This is a genomic window from Flavobacterium sp. N1719, from assembly GCF_025947045.1.
Lineage (GTDB): Bacteria > Bacteroidota > Bacteroidia > Flavobacteriales > Flavobacteriaceae > Flavobacterium > Flavobacterium stagni.
In genome coordinates, this window is sequence record NZ_CP109993.1 from 574,467 (window position 1) to 594,170 (window position 19,704).

The window sequence follows — 19,704 nt, forward strand, 5'->3', positions numbered from 1 at the left end:
TTAACCGCCTTTTTTAGAAATGTGTACTTTTGTGCCTCAATCACCCAAACCATGAAATACACGACTCTTCCCCGTACCGATGTGAAAGTGAGTACAATTTGCCTCGGCACGATGACCTTTGGTAACCAAAACACCGAAGCTGAAGCCCATGACCAGTTGGATTACGCCATTGAGCGCGGCATTAATTTTATTGATACGGCCGAAATGTACCCCATCGGCGGGAATGCACAAATCTTTGGAAGTACCGAACGATTTATTGGGACTTGGATTAAGAAAATTGGGGCGAGTGAACGCGAGAAATTGGTGTTGGCGACGAAAATTGCCGGACCCAACCGCGGCATGGAATACATTCGTCAGCCGTTGGATTTTTCCAAAAAGAGTTTGCACGAAGCGGTAGATTTGAGTTTGAAAAACCTCCAAACCGATTATATTGATTTGTACCAAATGCATTGGCCCGAACGCGTAATGAATATGTTTGGGAAACGCGGGTTAACCGAATTTGACACCCAATGGCAAGACAATATTTTGGAAGTATTACAGGTTTTTGACGGTTTAATCAAAGAAGGGAAAATCAAACATATTGGCGTTTCCAATGAAAATCCGTTTGGCGTGGTGCGTTTCTTACAAGAAAGTGAGCGTCATGGATTACCACGCGTCGCCACGATTCAAAATCCGTATTCGTTGTTGAATCGCTTGTTTGAAGTGGGATTGAGCGAATTGTGCTACCGCGAAGGTGTAGGCTTATTGGCGTATTCTCCCTTGGCTTTCGGATTTTTATCAGGAAAATATTTAAACGGCTATCCCGAAAATTCGCGAATGAAGTTGTTCCCCAATTTCACGCGCTACACCAACGAAAACTGTTTTACCGCAACGCGTTTGTATAAAGAATTGGCCGAAGCACACGGACTATCTTTGGTGCAATTGGCGGAAGCCTTTGTGCACCGTCAGTCGTTTGTAACCTCAACAATTGTAGGCGCTACGAGTTTGGCACAATTAAAAGAAAACCTCGATGCGTTTTCGATCGAACTCTCTGATGACGTGTTAGCCGGCATTCAAAAAATACAGGAATTGCATCCCAACCCTGCTCCTTAAAATACAAAAAACCTGACGTAAGTGTCAGGTTTTTTTATTTTACTTTTAGTCTTCCTCCGCAATTCGTTCTTTAAACGTTTCCCAGCCTTTTGAGCTGAGCATTTGCTTGTTGCCTATTTTTTTACCTTTTAAATAACTGAGGATATATTGGGCGCGATCTTCCGATTCGGGATGGGTTGAAATCCAACCAAAACCGTCGGGCATGACGTCTTTTTGGGCCAATTGGTACATGAAATCAGCCATGGGTTTCGGGTTGATGTTGGCTTTCATCAAATAATCAACCGCGGTTAAGTCAGCTTCTTTTTCCAACGCGCGATCATACGCCGATGAAGAAAGTGTTTTGAGTATTTCACGAATTAATGCGCCATTCCCGCCTGAGGCCGATAGTAAAACCGACAACCCGATTTCTTTGGATAACTTTTGCATCACGTGATTCTTGCGAATGTGCGCAATTTCGTGACCCAAAACCGCTTGTAGCGCTTCTTGTTTTTTACAATCTTTGATCAAACCAGTATACACCACCAAGTGATTATTTGGCATGGCAAAGGCATTCACCTGACTGTTTTCGACAAGGTGCAAATGAATGGAATCTTTTGGGATATCGTTGGCTTCTAGAATTGGGGAAATCAAAGAATCCAAGGTTTTTTGTAAGGTATCATTATGGATAATGATTTCACTAGATTCTACTTGTTTCCAAAGCACATCGCCCAATTTACTTGCGGTATTCAATTTGGTTTCCTTGATATGGAATACTTTGATAAAATCGATTTGGGATAACCCAAAAAACAAACCGAAAAATAAGGCCAAAAGGACAATTCCTTGAATGATAACTTTATTGAGCTGTTGCATCGGGCTTACAGATTAAATTTGTTAAAGGACCAAAAAACCACAATTCGACGTGTTTTCCTTTTCGGGTAGTCACGGCTAAATAAATGGTCGATATAAATTCGGTGATATTGAATAGAATTACCGTAAAAAGATAAGCGAAGTACGAACCTGAAATCGGATAATTGTAAAAAATAATGTCAATGGTCCACCAGAAACCAAAGCTATTCATGCACAACAAGCCCGCTTGGGAAAACAAGGCTTGGGTACAATGCCAACGCACAAAATAGGTACCTTTACGGTTGGCAATAAAAAAGAAAAACGTGGCTATTAAATTGATAATAGGCAACGGCAAACCCGCAACCAAAGCAACTAAAGACATCAAATAACTGTTGGATGCTTTTTCGGCTTCGTGCTCAGAGGGTTTGTAGGGAAAATTGAGGTTTTGAATCATAGCTGTTTATAAATATTCCAAATCCAATTGGCAAGAACCAAGCCAATTAATACAATTGCAACAGGGCGTTTACGAAGGAAAGCCTCTGACTTTTGATAAAAATAAAAGAATCCCGATTTACGGGTAACATAATCATAGCCTACCCAAAACGGTACGACAAGCATAACAATTGCCATTACATAACCCAATGGATTGGTCATCATGGCTTTGTAAAATTCGCCTTGGTACAAATGTTTTATTGAACGGGTTGTACCACAAGACGGACAAGGATAACCGGTTGCATTTTTGAAAAGGCATAAACCAACACCGGTATCTGGATCTCTAAAATAACTGTAAATTAAATAAAACAAACCCGAAATGGAGACAATCATGACGATAGTGTACAACCGATTTCGGGTCATATTTTTTTAGCTTTTAGTATAAAGCGTTTTGGAATTTTTCCATGTTTTTCTCACGTGTTACACCCATGATTAAGAACCAGTCCACAATGTTCCAAATTCCTAATCCACCACAGGTTAATAACTTCGCAATACCCAATCCCGTATCTCCAATGTAGAAACGGTCAATTCCTAAACCACCCGCTAATAAAGAAATAATTAAACTTGTGGTTGGGTCTTTGAATTGAGTAGTTTGAACCATAGCCCATTTTGACTCGTCCAAACTTAATAAACGCTCGCGAATAGCAGGTAAATGATGTGCTTCGAAGAATTTTGAATTAGCCATCATGAACATGTCTACTTTTTGTGAATCCATAATTTTTGTTTTTAGGTTGATATAATTTTTCAGCTTGTCGGTTCTAAAGTAAGAAAATTATTTGAAAACACGATCTATTGGTTCCCAAAGTTCGATTTTGTTTCCTTCAGGATCCATAATCCAACCAAACTTTCCATAGTCATACGACTGCGGTTCACCCACTATTGTTACACCTTGGGCAGCTAATTTTTCTAACAATCCTTCCAAATCACTTACTCGATAATTTAGCATAAACGGTTTTTCACTGGGTTGAAAATAGTCCGATCCCGCCTCAAAAGGCGACCATTGCGTCATGGCATCTTGCCCTTGAGCGTCTTTCCACCAAAATGACCAACCGTAATCATCCACCGGAATTCCTAAATGTGTTCCGTACCATTCGCGCAATGCTTTTGGATCGTTGGATTTAAAGAAAAACCCACCCAAGCCGGTTACACGGGGTTGTTCGGGTACTATTTGCTCGGCCAATCCGTAGTGCATTTTAATTTTATCTACAATGGTTTGGGCTAATTTTTGATGACTTTCAAAAGTCCATCCCGCTATATGCGGCGTCAACAAAACCTTTTCTGATTGTAAAAGATAGGCTAATGCTTCGGGGCGGTTGTCCTCGGTAAACAAACTTTCAAACGAGAGTTTTTCATATTCCAACACATCCAAACCTGCTCCCAATATTTTCCCCGATTCCAAGGCCGTGACTAAATCGGCAGTCACTACATTTTTCCCACGCGAAGTATTGATCAACCAAAAGGGTTTGGCAAATTGCTGTATAAAAGCAGCGTTCACCATTTTATCTGTTTCGGGCGTCCAGGGAATGTGCAAACTCAACACATCGGCTTCGGCTTGTAAGGTGGCCAAATCGACTTGTTGGGCAAATGCATCGCCTACATTTTCTTGGATGTCATAACAAAGCACCTTAACCTCAAAACCTTGCAGTTTTTTGGCCAACGATTTCCCCATATTCCCATACCCAATAATCCCAACAGTTTTGCCTTCCAACTCATACCCGCGGTTTCCTTCGCGCACCCATTGCCCTTGGCGCACCATACGATCGGCACGATTCAATTGATTCATTAAGGACAACAACATCCCCAAAGCTTGTTCGCCCACCGCATTGCGATTCCCTTCAGGAGCGGCAATTAAATGAACGCCTTTTTGTTGGGCATATTCGATATCAATGCTTTCTAATCCGGCGCCAACCCGAGCAATAAACTGCAGTTGGGTCGCTGCGTTGAGAAAGGTTTTGTCAATTGTAAAACGACTGCGGATAACGATGCCGTGGTAGTGGGCAATTTTGGCTTCCACAGTGGCTTTGTCTGAGGTATAATCGGCTTCATTCAAAAAACCGGTAGCTTCCAATTGTTCCCAAAGCAAGGGATGATTGGAATCCAAATGTAAAATACGAATAGCGGATGGTTTCAAAACATGTGCTTTTGATTCCAAACAAAGATAAGAAAGGGGAATTGGAAATCGGACCTAGAATCCTAAAATCAAACGAGCGATGGAGAAGTAAATCAAAATCCCGCAAATGTCATTACTTGTGGTGATAAAAGGTCCCGTGGCCAATGCCGGGTCGATCCCCATTTTATCCAATAATAACGGAATAAACGTTCCAATCAACGAAGCAATAACAATCACAGAAATCAAAGCTACGGCAATGATTTCGCCAATTTGCGTGGCATAACCTAGGAGAAAATGACTTCCCAAAAACAAGATAGTAGCTAAGATGATTCCGTTTAACAACGAAAGAGAAATTTCTTTAAGTAGTCGGTTCCACAACGAACCGCTAATGGAGTTATTGGCTAAACCTTGCACGATAATCGCAGAGGATTGTACGCCCACATTTCCGGCCATCGCGGCAATTAATGGGGTAAAAAAGAACAACTGTCCGTGTTCTTTCATGGCGGGTTCGAACAACCCAAGTGTATGTACGGAGATAAATCCGCCAAACAAGGCAAGTACCAACCATGGCAAACGCGCTCGTGTCAAGTCCAAGATGCTGTCATCTGCTTCAACGTCTTGCGAGATACCGGCCGCCAACTGGTAATCTTTGTCGGCTTCTTCCTTAATCACGTCTACGATATCGTCAATGGTAATACGCCCTACGAGTCGGCCCATTTCATCCACCACGGGAATGGCTTCCAAGTCGTATTTCTGCATGATCCGCGCCACTTCAGTATTGGACGTATTCACACGAACGTAATCTACTTTTTTAATATAGACGTCGCTAATGGGTGTTTTGGTCGAAGTGGTCAATAGATCTTTTAACGACAAACGTCCTTTTAGTCGGTTGTCATCGTCGACCACATAAATGGAATGGACACGCGTAACATTTTCGGCCTGCAAGCGCATTTCCTTGACACAGGTTAGTACATTCCAATTTTCATTGACTTTCACCAGCTCTTTACCCATCAAACCCCCGGCAGTATCTTCGTCATAGCGCAACAAATCCACAATGTCTTTGGCGTGTTCAACGTCTTCGAGCTCGGAGATTACTTCTTCTTTTTTGCTCTGAGGGAGTTCGGCAATAATATCGGCAGCGTCGTCGGTATCGAGTTCGTCGATTTCTTCGGCAATCTCTTTCGCCGACATCCGTTTAAGAATTTTTACACGGAGTTCCTCGTCGATTTCCATGAGGACATCGGCTGTTTTTTCAGAATCGAGGATGCTAAAGATGTAGGAAGCCTGATTATCATCGAGTTCTTCCATGATCTCGGCGATATCGGCATAATGCAGTTCGCTAAGGAGGTCGTGCAGTTCACGCTCCTTATTGTGCAGAATCAAATTGTCGATTTGATCCAGTAATTCTTTACTGATTTTAAACTGCATAGGCCTCAATTTTTCGGGTCAATTCGATAAAATCTTCGGTGGACAATTGTTCCGGTCGAAGGTCAAATATAGAATCTTCCCGCAAAGAATCGGGCAAATTTAAGGATTTTAAACTGTTTCTAAGCGTTTTTCTGCGTTGATTAAAGGCGGTTTTTACCACATTGAACAACATTTTTTCATTGCAGTCCAAATGGTAATTGGATTTTCGGATCAAACGAAGCACACCCGACTTCACTTTTGGAGGTGGATTGAAGACGTCTTCGGAAACCGTAAACAGGTATTCGGCGTCGTAAAAGGCTTGCACTAAGACGGACAAAATTCCGTAGGCCTTCGTTCCTTTTTTCTCACAAATACGTTCGGCTACTTCTTTTTGAAACATCCCAGAAAACTCGGGAACACGCGCGCGCATTTCCAACATTTTAAATACAATTTGCGTCGAAATATTGTAGGGGAAATTGCCGGTAATGGCAAAAGGTTTTCCATCAAATTCTTTATAAAAATCGTGTTTCAAGAAATCTTTAGACAGAATTTTTCCGTGTAATTTGGGATAATGTTGTTCCAAATAGTCAACCGATTCGGTATCGATTTCCACCACATAAGTATCCACTTCTTTTTCCAACAAATACTTGGTCAAAACACCCATTCCGGGTCCGATTTCCAGTACCGTATCATACCCTTCCAAAGTCAAGGTATCACCAATGCGACAGGCAATGGTCTCGTCGGTCAGGAAGTGCTGACCTAAATGTTTTTTGGCTCTAACTTGATTCATGGGTAGGTTGTATTAAGAATTTATTTGACGTAACTGTTGGACATCCAGTAAGTCTTTAGGGCGAGCAGCTTTCAACTTGCTCGTAATTAAATCATCTAAGGACAGTACATTCCATTGCAAAAATTCATTTTCATTAACTACTACCAACTCACTTGATTCATAAGCTTCATCAAAGGATTTGTTAACGGAAAAACGTGTAATCAATTCCAAATCCAAATCTTCTGGAGAAAATTTTACAGATATATTTTGATTGCCTTCCAATACGTCTTGAGGAAAAGCATCTATTTCATAACCGAGTTCTTGGAAAACAGCAATTAATCGTTTGAAATTTTCAGTTGTAGTTTCAATCCAAAAATCAACATCTGCAGAATGTCTTTGGTAACCGTGAAAGTTTACAGCTCCACCGCCAACCATGAGCATCCGCACTCCATTACGCTGAGCAGACGCAATAAATTGATCGATATTATGTACCCAGTTACGGTTCATTTTGAATTAATTATAATTACAAAGTTATCCTTTTTTGAAGCATGTTCATGCTTTAGAGGAAATGATTTCATTCGTCTACATAAGGCAAAAAAAGCTTGTACTCGCTCCGCTTTGGAGCGATTCAAAAAATCCTGTTGTCGCTGGGCGTTGCTTTCTTCTTTGGTGGTAAAACGAATTTCCATAGGATTTAATTATTTTGAAAATGCTCCGAAATCAATTGCAATTCCGTGCGGAAGGCCAACATTTTGTCACCAAACAATTTTTGACCTTCATCACGTAAACGTGCGGCATCTTCGTCGTAATACCGCTGCAACGTTTCAATGCTATCGGTAGTGTATTGAATGGCGTAAGTAACCCCGCCCATTTCTTCTTCCACCAATACTTTGACCATACGCGCCGAAGAAAATTTTCCTGTCGCCAATACGTCGTTGATGTGTTTGGTTTGCATCCAGCGCATCCATTGGTCGTGAACGCTTTCGTGAATGTTAATGGTTACATTGTATAGTATCATGTATGTTTTTTAAATTCTTTAATGCAAAGGGCGTTTTCGTCCCGATTTACATTTCCAATTTATAATTCAAAATGTATAATTCCTTAGAGTTCTTTGTCTCCGCGAAGACGTCTGAATTTCTTCTGGGCATCCACATAATAAATGCTGTCTTCATGGTTCAAAATAAGGTCTTCATAAAGCGGTTTGGCTTTTTCAGCATCCCCTGTTTTATTGTATAATTCTGCAGCAAAATACGTCGCTTCATCTACATAAATGCATTCTTTATGTTGGTCAATAATTTGACGGTAACTCGCAATGGCTTGCGGAATATTGTTTTGTTCTTCTTCTAATTTTCCAATGCGAAGAAGCGTAATGGGTTCGATTTCCTGCCCTTTGTGTTCTTTCAAAATCGTTTGAAACGCCTGCAATGCTTCTGCCTTTTTATTTTGGTACAGCAAATAATCAGCACGGGCAAATTTCTTTAAGGCCGTTTGGGTCGAATCCGCCACGGTATTGTCACTAATAAGTAAATACAAATCCATGGCATCATTGGCGATCAGCTGGGTAGACGCCGACTTCAACACATTCAATTGGTGCTCGGCCCATTTGAAATCGGCTTTGTAATAACTGGTTTTAGCTACACGCAGACTCGCTTCTTGTCCTGTCGGACTATTACCACCTTCATTTTCAACTTGCGCGTAATAAATTAGGGCTTGATTGAACTTTTCTTCCAACAATAAAATATCCGCTAAATCCATTTTTACCTCAGCAATTTCCTCGCGTTTCAAAGGCATTTCCAAAGCATTTTTCAAAATGAACTTGGCGGTTTCAGTATCATTTTGCTGAAAAGCAGCAAATTTAGCTTTCAATTGTAAAAGCGAAAGGGAATACGGACTTACCCCAAATTGCTTGATGCGCAAATCCAATTCCTGAGCAATCGCGGGATAGTCGGCTGGCTGTGCCTTTTTGATACGCAACTCAATCAAATACGTATGCGCCTTGATTTGCAAATCCAAGTCTTTGGTGTTTTCCAAAATAAATTGCAAAATCTCTTGGGCAGCTTCTTGATCGCCTTCCGTCATCGCCAATTGCGCCAAATTCACAATATTGGAAAACGATTCCGGACTGCGTTTGTAAATGGCTTTTTGTTGGATAAAGGCTTTGCTGTATTCTTTTTGTTGGACATAAAACCAACTCAAATAATCATTCCAAAACAAATCCTGTGTTTTCTGAATGCGACCAAGTAAAGCTTTGCGTAAGGCATCGTTGAAGGTTACATTTGCCTCTTCATTCATAAAACGCGACAATTGGTTTTGCACCATCACTAAACTCTGTGGATTACTGTAGGATTCCGTCAAAAATTTCTCGATCATGGTATCCAAGTCGCCTTTTTGTCCATACAGCAACGCCAACTGGTAATTAAAGTTGTATTTGGGTTCGAGTGTCAACGCCAATTCATAGGATTGAATCGCGTAATCGGTCAAACTTTTTTTATCAAATGCATAGGCAATTTGGAACACCTCATTGTGGTTTTTCCGAATCTTATCCAAGGCTTGCTCGTAGTACTTTTTGGCTTTCTCGGTGTTTTTTTGCAATTGAAAATTATACCCCAATTCTACCAAAAAACTCCCTTGTTTATACATTTCCAAGCGTTCCAAAATCAACTTCTCAGCTTTATCAAACTGCTGCAATTGCTGATAACATTCCACCGTGCGTTGAAAATAATTGAAATTGTGTGGCTGTGATTTTAATAATTCCTCATAACTCACGAGCGCTTTTTCAAATTCGCCCCGGTCAAAATAATTCTGGGCCAACTGCTCGTTTTGAGCGAAGGCAGTCAGGGACAGACCGAAAACAATGAAAAATAGAAATCGTTTCATAGGATAAAAAAACAATGTACTAAAATAACACAAAAAGTGTCAGTCTAGTACATGTTTTAAGGTTTCTTAACGAATATTAGTTGATGATATCAAATCCGGTATACGGACGCAATACTTCAGGGATTACAATCCCTTCGGGAGTTTGGTAGTTTTCGATGATTCCGGCCATCACGCGAGGAAGCGCCAACGAACTACCGTTCAATGTATGTGCCAATTGCGTTTTGCCGTCTTTTCCTTTGAAACGCAATTTCAAACGATTCGCTTGGAAAGTTTCAAAATTTGATACCGAAGAAATTTCCAACCAACGATCTTGCGCCGTTGAGAACACTTCGAAGTCATAGGTTAAGGCCGAAGCGAAACTCATATCCCCACCACACAAACGTAAAATACGGTACGGCAACTTCAATTCGCGCATAATATTTTTTACATGGTCTACCATTCCGTCTAAAGCCGCATAGGAATTATCCGGATGTTCGATGCGCACGATTTCCACTTTATCAAATTGGTGCAAGCGATTCAACCCACGAACGTGTGCGCCATACGAACCCGCTTCACGACGGAAACAAGGCGTATATCCTGTACACAAAATCGGCAAATCAGCTTCATTCAACAACTCATCTCGGAATAAATTGGTTACAGGAACTTCAGCAGTCGGAATTAAATACAAATCATCCAGACCCACATGGTACATCTGACCTTCTTTGTCGGGTAACTGACCCGTTCCGTAGCCTGAGGCTTCATTCACCAAATGCGGTACTTGGTATTCTTGGTAACCCGCTTCGGTATTTTTATCTAAGAAATACGAAATCAAAGCCCGTTGCAAACGCGCGCCTTTACCTTTGTACACAGGGAAACCTGCACCCGTAATTTTTACGCCCAATTCAAAATCGATGATATCGTATTTTTTTACCAATTCCCAGTGCGGTAATGCCCCTTCATGCAACACGGGAATGTCGCCTTCTTGGAATACATTCAAGTTTTCTTCAGGCGTTTTTCCATCAGGCACAATATCTGCAGGAAGGTTGGGTAATAAATATAATTTCTCCGTTAATTGAGTGGCATATGCATCCAATTGCTCGGATAAAACTTTACTTTCTTCTCGAAGATTCGTCGTTTTTTGTTTTAGAATTTCCGCTTTGGCTTTTTCGCCATTTTTCATCAACATCCCGATATCTTTGGACAGCTTGTTGGATTCGGCCAATACGTTATCTAACGACGCTTGCGAACTGCGGCGTTTTTCATCCAATTGTAAAATCTCCTCTACGATACCTTTGGCATCCATGTGCTTGCGGTTCAGCGCCGCAATTACCTTCTCAGGATTTTCTCGAATAACAGCAATCTGTAACATGTGATTATGGGTGTTAAATTTCAGTGGGCAAAGTTAGGGAATTGCTTCCGATAATTGTTTATGTAAAACAGGCCATTTTTTGATTGCTGTAGAATTGAAATTTGTCAATTTAATACCGCATTTTAGCAATTGATTATCAATAGTATGCTGTTATTTTTCATACATTCGCAAAAATTTCTGAATAAACCCATGAGAAAAATCTACTTCTTACCCCTATTGTTTAGTAGTGTTTTTGGACTAGCGCAAACCAATTCTGAAGAATTTAACGAAATGGTGAATGCTGAGCGTAAAGCGGCTTCGGCAACAATGAGCGTGGCTATTAATCCCAACACGGCTAACTACGATGTAACCTACCACAAAATTGAATTGACGGTAAACCCCTCCTCACCCACTGTGAGCGGGAAAGTCACCACCACGTTTACAGCCTTACAAAACATGAATACCGTGACGTTTGACTTGATGAACGAGTTGACCGTAACGGCAGTAAAACAGAATACGACCAACTTGGCCTTTGTGCAAAATACCTCCGAAGAATTGGTCATTACGTTGCCTTCAACCGTTACAGCAGGGACTTCTGCAACTGTAGAAATCACCTACAACGGCACTCCGCCGCCCAGCGGATTTGATTCTTTTGAAGCAGCTACTCATGCGGGAACTCCGGTAATGTGGACTTTATCTGAACCCTTTGGCGCGCGCGATTGGTGGCCGTGTAAACAAGATTTGAATGATAAAATTGAATCCGTTGACATTTTCATCACGGCACCTTCACAATATGTAGCTGTGGCGAATGGTTTAGAGCAATCCCAAACCATAAATGGTTCATTAAAAACCACCCATTTTCACCATGGATATCCGATTCCGGCTTATTTAATTTGCTTTGCGGTGACCAATTATACCGTATATACCCAAACGGCAGGAACGCCTCCCAATACTTTCCCGATCGTAAATTATGTTTATCCTGAAAACTTCAATGCCAACACCCAAGCACAAATGGATGAAACAATTGGCATTATGGACTTTTTTGAAACAACATTTGAAACCTATCCTTTTCACACTGAAAAATATGGACATGCCCAGTTTGGTTGGGGCGGTGGTATGGAACACACTACCGTATCTTTCATGAATAATTTCAGTCGTCAATTGATTGCCCACGAACTCGCGCACCATTGGTTTGGCGATAAAGTGACCTGTGGAACTTGGAAAGACATTTGGTTAAATGAAGGTTTTGCCACCTATTTGGCCTCAATGGTTATTGAGAATTTTGACGGCGAGTCGGCGTTCATCGCAGACAAAACCAATATGATTAACAACATTACTTCACAAACGGGTGGAGCGGTGTACTTAACCGATACCGAAGCCTTAAATGCCAACCGTATTTTTAGTAGTCGTTTGTCATACAACAAAGGCGCCATGGTCTTACACATGTTGCGGTTCAAATTGGGCGATGCCGTCTTTTTTCAAGGATTAAAAAATTACTTGGCAGATCCGGCATTGGCCTTTAAATATGCACAAACCCCGCAATTACAAGCGCATTTGGAAACGGTGTATGGCAGCAGTCTAACCGAATTTTTTAACGACTGGGTGTACAACCAAGGTTATCCTATTTACAGCATTACCGCTCAAAACTGGGGCGGTGGTCAAGCCAAAATCACCATTAATCAAACCCAATCCAATGCGAGTGTAACCTATTTTGAAATGCCCGTTCCTGTTCGTTTGACCGGAAGTGGTGGACAAACTTTGGATGTCGTATTGAATAATACTTTTGACGGAGAAGAGTTTTTAGTGAATGTGCCTTTTACCGTAACAGGTGTGCAATTTGACCCTAAAAAACATATCATTTCCAAAAACAGTACGGCTACTTTGGGCAATGAAACTTTTGTCAACAGCAATGCCTTGGCGGTTTATCCCAACCCAACACATCAAACGGCCCATTTGCAAATGCCGAATGATTTTACCTTAGAAACCGTAACAATCTACAATACCTTGGGACAAATGGTGTTGGAAACCAAGGCCTATGAATGGGATATGAGTGCGTTGGCCAGCGGAACCTATCAAGTGAAAATTACGACCAACGAGGGCGTCTTTCATAAAAAATTGATAAAAAATTAGAATTCATTACACGCATAAAAATAAAGGGGGCAAAAAATACTATTTTTGCGCCTCATTGAATTAGGAAAAGGATACATGGAATTTGCAATTAAATTATGTCAGTTCTTACTGAGCTTATCGATATTAATCGTTCTTCACGAATTGGGGCACTTCATCCCTGCCAAACTTTTTAAAACACGGGTAGAAAAATTCTATCTGTTTTTTGATGTCAAATTTTCGTTACTGAAAAAGAAAATCGGGGAAACCGAATACGGCATTGGATGGTTGCCACTGGGCGGGTATGTCAAAATCGCCGGAATGATCGATGAATCGATGGACACCGAGCAAATGCAGGGCGAACCTCAAGCCTGGGAATTTCGCTCCAAACCGGCTTGGCAACGCTTAATTATCATGTTGGGTGGTGTGATCGTGAACTTCATTTTAGCCTTTATCATTTACATTGGTATGACGTTTTACTATGGCCAAGAATACATTGCCACTAGCGACATCAAACAAGGTTTATGGATTACCAACCCTGTACTTGAGAAAGCCGGTCTTCGTAATGGGGATAAAATTGTGAGTATTGACAAAGCACCGATAGAACGCTACAATGAAATTGCCGGACATTTGGTTTTGGCCAAAGAGATTACCATCAACCGTCAAGGGAAAGATACCGTGCTGAAAATGCCTGAAAATCTGATCGACCAATTGATGAAAACCGAAAAAGGGGTGTTGGTCAACTTGCGTATTCCATTCATTATTTCGGAAGTTCCCGCCAATTCACCCAACAAATCGGTTTTAAAAGAAAAAGATATTGTGACCGAATTTAACGGTCAAAAAATAACTTATGTAGACCAAGTTTTGCCGCTTTTAAAAGAAAACAAGGGTAAAAAGGTTGCTGTGGTTGTAAAAAGAAATAATGTAGTTACACCTCTTAACGTAACCATCAACAAAGAAGGGAAAATGGGGATTGCCTACGCTTCTGTGATTCCGGCTGAGGACATGGAAAAAATGGGACTTTATACCATCCAACATGAAAAATTCAGCTTTTTCGAATCCATTCCAATTGGTATTGAAACGGGCATTAATCAACTAACGAGTTATGGCCGTCAATTGAAAGCCATTTTCAACCCGAGTACAGGCGCCTACAAAGGCGTGGGAGGCTTTGGTGCGATTTTCAAAGTATTTCCCTCTACATGGAGCTGGCAAGCCTTTTGGGGCATCACTGCGTTCTTGTCGATTATGTTGGGGGTTATGAATTTATTACCCATTCCAGCCTTAGACGGCGGTCATGTGATCTTCTTATTGTACGAAATGATTTCCGGCCGTAAACCCAGCGACAAATTTTTGGAAAAAGCCCAAATGGTTGGTTTTGTGATTCTTATTGGATTACTACTGTTTGCTAATGGTAACGACGTGTACAAAGCCATTTTTGGAAAGTAAAATTTTTTGATTTTTTTTCGAAAAATGTTTGCATAAATGAAATTCCGTCTTATCTTTGCAACCGCTTAAAAGATATAACATCTTCCTCCTTAGCTCAGTTGGTTAGAGCATCTGACTGTTAATCAGAGGGTCCTTGGTTCGAGCCCAAGAGGGGGAGCTTAATTCGAAAGGGTTTACAGAAATGTAGACCCTTTTTTATTTCCTTAAGTGTACTTTCTAAGTGTACTCTTATTTTCCACTTATCTTTTTTACTTATATTTGTTAAACCATATAAATAGTTTTATCGAACTCAATGAGCTTGATTTGGTTTGAATTTTTAAAATCGTACATTTGAAATATGGACCAACTGGATTTGTTTAATTCTCCAAAAAGTGAAAACGAAAGAATCTTAATTCGTAATGGGAAATATCTGCTCATTAAACAGTTTTTCAATAAAAGTTTAAGCGACAATTATTTTAGAATATTACTCGAATCTATTGAATGGAAACAGGAAAAAATGAATATGTATGGGAAAGAATTACTTTTCCCTAGACTTACCGCTTGGTATGGCGATAATGATAAACCTTATTCATTTTCAGGAATTACATTAAAATCATTGGAATGGACAAAGGAACTGTTAGATATTAAAAATCAAGTTGAATCAAAAACTGATGTAATTTTTAATAGTGTTCTTCTAAATCGTTATCGAAATGGAAGTGACTCAATTTCTTGGCATACTGATGCAGAAAAAGAACTAGGGCTGAATCCTATTATTGCTTCTGTTAATTTTGGAGCAACTAGAGAATTCCAACTTCGACATAAAGAAACAAAAGAAAAAATTTCTATTGAGCTTACACATGGTAGTTTACTTATAATGGAAGGGGAATTACAGCACTATTGGCAACATCAGGTACCTAAAACTAAAAAACCAGTAAACGAGAGAATTAATTTGACCTTTAGAGTGATAAAAAAATAATATGCCATATTACTTCAATTTACCATTAATAACCGAATTAACAATTGACCAGCAAAGAGCAGTTGATGAAAACTCTCCACTTGCTTTATCGGGCGGGCCTGGAACAGGTAAAAGTGTCGTATGCCTTTGGAGACACATAAGAAATCATTCAACAGGAATAAGGAATAGCTTATTACTAACTTACACAAAAACTCTCGAACATTATTTAAGAGCTTCTGCTAATACACAAGATGAAGATGCTGGAGATAATATAGATAGAGTGTTTTGGTGGTTAACGCATAATGCTACAGATTATGACGAAATAATAATTGACGAAGGACAAGATATTGAAAAGGCTAAACTCGAAAGGTTTTTTAACTATTCAACAAATATTTCATATGGAGCGGATGAAAGACAGAGTATGTACTTAACTAAAGAAAAGCTCGATGAACTTTTAACATGGTTTTCAAGTGACACAAAGTTTAATGACAATGTAGTAATAACTTTAAATAGAAATTTCAGAAATTCAAAAGAAATACTTCTTTTTACGAGGTCGGTATTTCCAAATTTTATGATTCCTCAGAATACAATAAATGGTGCAAATCAGACGAATTTAAAACCAATTATGAAATTGAATCTTGGTTGGGACATTGAAGACCAAGTCAATGAAATTATAGAAATAATTAATGATTTCAATAGCGACACGCATAATATTGCAATTCTTGTCCCATTTGCTGCGCAAGTAGAAACATTTTACGCCCAAATAAGAGAAAATCTTAATGAAGATATTGAAGTTACCAAATATCAGAACGAAAATGAAAACTTTGAAGGTCTAGCTGGAGTTCATATTACAACCTTTAAATCATCAAAGGGAACAGAATTCGATACAGTGATTATTCCAGAATTTGATAGTTATTCTTGGAACATAGCAAATAGACCAAATATTGTAACTGAAAATGATTATTATGTTGCATTTACACGTGCCAAAACAAATTTATTTTTAATTTGCAGAAACAATTTTCCTAACATTGGAGACATTAATACTGTAACAATAGAATAAGATGGAGTCAATATATTATATCTCAATAAAGTCAGTTAATCTTGCTCATTATTTGAGTAGTGGAATTATTGCACCTTCAATATATATTGATAATCGGAATCCAGATATTCAAGATAGATTTAAAAACAATATTTTACTTAGCACTTTTAAATATACTAGTGAAACGAATTGTGCTGTTGAAATAGTATTAAATTCAGTAGAAGAAGCTCCTCGAAAAATCAGCCAAAATTTCTTTTTATTTGATATGCCTATACCTATTTCAAGGATAAAAGCTATTTATTTTTCTGATGAAGAGCAAAAAATAAACACTGAATTTAATATCACGAGCGGGGCAGCCTTTATCCCTAAAGGACTCTTAAAGGATTTGAAAGAAGATGGTATTAGTATTATTGAACTTGAAAATGTAGACTCAAAATCAACTGGAGTTGATTGGAGTCATTTTTTGAAAAAATATGACCAACTAATGGGAGGGTTTGCAGCTATGAAAATTGCTAAAGAAGCCTTCCAAAACTATCCTACTCACTATTTTAAGTCATTAGGTTACATTAATGAATTATTTAATGAAATACTCATTAAACAGAAAGTCGAAGTTGAAAATAATTTTGAATTTGCATTTAAGGATAATGGAAAATCTAAAGCATTTCACGACACAATTTATAATGAAATAACAAGCAATGTTGTTCAAAATTATGCATCTAGTGAAAAAGTCAAACTAGAAACTAGAAATGGATTAATTCAAATTGATAAAATCCCTTATAATACTTATACATATTTGGTCGCAATTCTTGAAAGTTATGGGCCAGGGAAAAGAAAACAAGTGGATTCTTTCGTGTCGGATTTAATTTCTGGAAAATTTATTGAAAACAAAAAGGAAGGTTTGGCACTGATATTCGGCTTAAACAAAGGATATAAAAGTTTCAGAAATAAGTATAAAACAGAAAATTTTGAAACAACTATTAAATTTAAATTAGACAGTCAGCTTGACTATTATATTATTGAAAGCATTTATCAGAACGTTTTTAATAATTCATCCAATAGTGTAAGTCGTTTTGAATACATAGATAGCTGGTGTGTTAAAATCGAATCAGAACAAATAAATACTTCTGATTTTGTAACATATAAAGTTTTAGACAAGATTATTATACAAAAAAAAAAACAGGATATTTTCAAAGAATTGTTTCTCTCATCTTTGGGAAAAAGAAATAAAATCTATGATATCATTTATCAGAAAATCAATGAATGGTTTCCAAATTTCATAAAGCTAGATGAAGAACAATTAAAAGAATATTTCAAAGTTTATATTGATTCAAGTATTGAAGAGTTTGCTAATTATATCTATAATGAAACTAAAGCAGAATTTAAAGAAAAAGACGCAATCATCGAAAATTTAAATAGAACTATTAAAGAGAAAGATGAAATAATCAATTCATTAAATAGACAAGTAAAGGAATCAAAAGATAACCAAAAGCAAGTTTTTTCGACAGAGGTAAATCTTGAAGCTCAAAGCAAATTTGAAGATGTGTCTGAGGTGCGAAAACAAAATGAATCTTTTGAATCGACTCGTGATGATATTTCTAAAAACGAAATTGAAATACCAATCTTGTTTCCTGATATGCCTGAAATAACAAAACAAGCTAGAGAATCTGAACTTAAGAAATTTAAACTTGACGAATTAAAAAGAATCGCAAAAAAACGGAATATTAATAAATACAATTCGTTTTCAAAGCCCCAATTAATTATAGAAATACTAAAAACTGAATTTTAAATGCCAGTTTTAGATAACCTTAATAGTTTCTCTAATTCTGTCCAAGAATTAAATTTATTTATTGAAGAAAATTCTATCGAATTGTATGACTTTTTTATTAGTCAGAGTTATACAAGTATCTCACCTTATAGAGAGCAGATAGGGCGTTATATTCTTGTTAACTATGGAATCTATAGAAATCTCGATTTTACAATAAGCAAAAATTGTACCTTTATAATGTGCTTATTAGATGTGTCTGAAAGATTCGGACTTCATACAGAGTTCCATCAATTATTTAATCTAGCAAATTCTAAAAAGATTGAGATAAGCAGTAGGTTAAAAGCCGCTTCAAAATTTCTTGTTGGAATTAGAAATATTTCTGATTACTCAAATCGAATCTCGGATATCTTAGACGATTTATCTATCAGTTTTTTAATGGAAGAAGACAGTGAACATAAAGTAATAGCTACTTTGATTCATTATTATACTGAAGTGTTTTACAATTTTGGACACTCTAATATAAACGGAGTCGTTGAGTTTAGAAAAGCATTGATTCATGAATTAAGTCAAGAGCAAAGAAGTTTCATTTATACTAATCAAATAAAGGAAGTATTGTCACTAACATTGGACAACATAGATTCTTTGTATTTGCAAATTCATAACAAACTTGATGAAATACTTGAAAGGTCAAATTTGTTCATGCCTTTTAATATTGAACCAGATTTAATTGAGTTAGATACAGAATATGCAGGTATAATTGAATCCGCAAAAGCAAGCTTTTTGGAGATTAGACAACTATGCGCAAAACTATATTCTAAAGTTGGAAGTGATGAAATATTCTGGTCATTACAAAGAGGAGTAAAAGTTTTAACCGAGCAAAATCAATTACTAGCTTATATTAATAGTTATGGACAAATGCACTATGCTAAAGTCATGTCTGCTTTTGGCTCATTGACTGAAGAATTTTTCAATGCAGATTTAGAGATTTATGATTGGGGTTGTGGGCAGGGATTAGCTTCGGTATGCTTTTTGGAGTATTTAAAAAATGAATCAATATCAACTTCAATTAAGAAAATTACATTGATTGAACCTTCTGAAATTGCCTTAAAAAGAGCAGCACTTCACGTGAGAAAGTTTAATAGGGTGTCAGAGATAATTACTATTAATAAAGATTTAGATTCCCTTACCACAGCCGATTTTAACAGTCAGTCAACAAATACAAAATTTCAGCTTTTTTCGAATATTCTTGACATAGACTTATTCTCAATGAGTGACCTTATAAATAATATAAAAAACAATTTTAAAGGATTAAAATTGTTTGTATGCGTTAGTCCTTTTGTTTCCGATTATAAGACACAAAGACTAGATGATTTTGTGACATCATTTGAAGAATATAGTGATTTTGAAATTATACTAAGTATAACAGAAAGAAAAGGACAATGGATAGGTACAAATTGGTCACGAGTAATTAGAGTATTTAAAGCAAAATTGTAATCTTAAAATAAGTAGTGAGTA

18 protein-coding genes, 1 tRNA gene and 1 pseudogene are annotated in these 19,704 nt (G+C 38.0%); 8 read left to right on the plus strand and 12 right to left on the minus strand.

What is annotated here, in order from left to right; translation table 11 throughout:
- Positions 1–51: 51 nt before the first annotated feature.
- Positions 52–1,092: an aldo/keto reductase gene (locus OLM45_RS02200; protein WP_264511588.1), complete on the plus strand. Its 1,041-nt coding sequence runs from the start codon at positions 52–54 to the stop codon at positions 1,090–1,092.
- 45 nt (positions 1,093–1,137) lie between these two features.
- Here OLM45_RS02200 and OLM45_RS02205 read toward each other — a convergent pair whose 3' ends face one another.
- From OLM45_RS02205 to serS, 12 genes and pseudogenes are all read right to left on the minus strand, one after another.
- The gene (locus OLM45_RS02205; protein WP_264511590.1) at positions 1,138–1,941 is read right to left on the minus strand and encodes a M48 family metallopeptidase; all 804 of its coding nucleotides are present in this window, start codon (positions 1,939–1,941) and stop codon (positions 1,138–1,140) included.
- Positions 1,925–2,371 (minus strand): hypothetical protein, encoded by a 447-nt coding sequence (locus tag OLM45_RS02210; RefSeq protein ID WP_264511592.1) that lies wholly within the window; start codon positions 2,369–2,371, stop codon positions 1,925–1,927. Before OLM45_RS02210 ends, OLM45_RS02205 begins: the two co-directional genes overlap by 17 nt.
- Positions 2,368–2,772: a DUF2752 domain-containing protein gene (locus tag OLM45_RS02215; protein ID WP_129460468.1), complete on the minus strand. Its 405-nt coding sequence runs from the start codon at positions 2,770–2,772 to the stop codon at positions 2,368–2,370. The genes OLM45_RS02210 and OLM45_RS02215 overlap by 4 nt, the downstream gene beginning before the upstream one ends.
- Before the next feature lie 13 nt (positions 2,773–2,785).
- On the minus strand, positions 2,786–3,124 hold the full coding sequence (locus OLM45_RS02220) for a TM2 domain-containing protein (protein ID WP_264511594.1): 339 nt from the start codon (positions 3,122–3,124) through the stop codon (positions 2,786–2,788).
- 57 nt (positions 3,125–3,181) lie between these two features.
- Entirely contained in the window at positions 3,182–3,601 is a 420-nt protein-coding gene (locus OLM45_RS13245; RefSeq protein ID WP_413614194.1) for a VOC family protein, read from the minus strand.
- A pseudogene (locus OLM45_RS02225) lies at positions 3,593–4,540 on the minus strand (2-hydroxyacid dehydrogenase); the annotation flags it as partial. The pseudogene OLM45_RS02225 and the gene OLM45_RS13245, both read right to left, overlap by 9 nt.
- A 54-nt stretch (positions 4,541–4,594) precedes the next feature.
- Positions 4,595–5,947 (minus strand): magnesium transporter, encoded by a 1,353-nt coding sequence (gene mgtE, locus OLM45_RS02230; RefSeq protein ID WP_264511596.1) that lies wholly within the window; start codon positions 5,945–5,947, stop codon positions 4,595–4,597.
- Positions 5,937–6,716 carry a 16S rRNA (adenine(1518)-N(6)/adenine(1519)-N(6))-dimethyltransferase RsmA gene (gene rsmA, locus OLM45_RS02235; protein ID WP_264511598.1) on the minus strand — a complete coding sequence of 260 codons (780 nt, stop codon included), beginning with the start codon at positions 6,714–6,716 and terminating at the stop codon, positions 5,937–5,939. The genes mgtE and rsmA overlap by 11 nt, the downstream gene beginning before the upstream one ends.
- 12 nt (positions 6,717–6,728) lie before the next feature.
- Positions 6,729–7,202 (minus strand): nucleotidyltransferase, encoded by a 474-nt coding sequence (locus OLM45_RS02240; RefSeq protein ID WP_264511600.1) that lies wholly within the window; start codon positions 7,200–7,202, stop codon positions 6,729–6,731.
- A gap of 187 nt (positions 7,203–7,389) precedes the next feature.
- Positions 7,390–7,713: a DUF4286 family protein gene (locus tag OLM45_RS02245; RefSeq protein WP_129460463.1), complete on the minus strand. Its 324-nt coding sequence runs from the start codon at positions 7,711–7,713 to the stop codon at positions 7,390–7,392.
- 83 nt (positions 7,714–7,796) lie between these two features.
- Positions 7,797–9,572 carry a tetratricopeptide repeat protein gene (locus tag OLM45_RS02250; RefSeq protein WP_264511601.1) on the minus strand — a complete coding sequence of 592 codons (1,776 nt, stop codon included), beginning with the start codon at positions 9,570–9,572 and terminating at the stop codon, positions 7,797–7,799.
- A gap of 76 nt (positions 9,573–9,648) precedes the next feature.
- Positions 9,649–10,920 carry a serine--tRNA ligase gene (gene serS, locus OLM45_RS02255; RefSeq protein WP_264511603.1) on the minus strand — a complete coding sequence of 424 codons (1,272 nt, stop codon included), beginning with the start codon at positions 10,918–10,920 and terminating at the stop codon, positions 9,649–9,651.
- Positions 10,921–11,109: 189 nt separating this feature from the next.
- Between serS and OLM45_RS02260 the strand changes: the two genes are divergently transcribed.
- From OLM45_RS02260 to OLM45_RS02290, 7 genes are all read left to right on the plus strand, one after another.
- Positions 11,110–13,029, plus strand: a complete 1,920-nt coding sequence (locus OLM45_RS02260) for a M1 family aminopeptidase (protein WP_264511606.1) — start codon at positions 11,110–11,112, stop codon at positions 13,027–13,029.
- 75 nt (positions 13,030–13,104) lie between these two features.
- On the plus strand, positions 13,105–14,451 hold the full coding sequence (gene rseP / locus OLM45_RS02265) for an RIP metalloprotease RseP (RefSeq protein ID WP_264512906.1): 1,347 nt from the start codon (positions 13,105–13,107) through the stop codon (positions 14,449–14,451).
- Between the two features lie 83 nt (positions 14,452–14,534).
- A tRNA-Asn gene (locus tag OLM45_RS02270) sits at positions 14,535–14,608 on the plus strand.
- A gap of 180 nt (positions 14,609–14,788) precedes the next feature.
- On the plus strand, positions 14,789–15,406 hold the full coding sequence (locus OLM45_RS02275) for an alpha-ketoglutarate-dependent dioxygenase AlkB family protein (RefSeq protein ID WP_264511608.1): 618 nt from the start codon (positions 14,789–14,791) through the stop codon (positions 15,404–15,406).
- Position 15,407: 1 nt separating this feature from the next.
- Positions 15,408–16,445, plus strand: a complete 1,038-nt coding sequence (locus OLM45_RS02280; protein WP_264511610.1) for a 3'-5' exonuclease — start codon at positions 15,408–15,410, stop codon at positions 16,443–16,445.
- Between the two features lies 1 nt (position 16,446).
- Positions 16,447–18,210 (plus strand): Rho termination factor N-terminal domain-containing protein, encoded by a 1,764-nt coding sequence (locus OLM45_RS02285; RefSeq protein WP_264511612.1) that lies wholly within the window; start codon positions 16,447–16,449, stop codon positions 18,208–18,210.
- A complete protein-coding gene (locus tag OLM45_RS02290; protein ID WP_264511614.1) occupies positions 18,211–19,683 on the plus strand; it encodes a hypothetical protein in 1,473 nt (490 codons plus the stop codon).
- Positions 19,684–19,704: the final 21 nt, after the last annotated feature.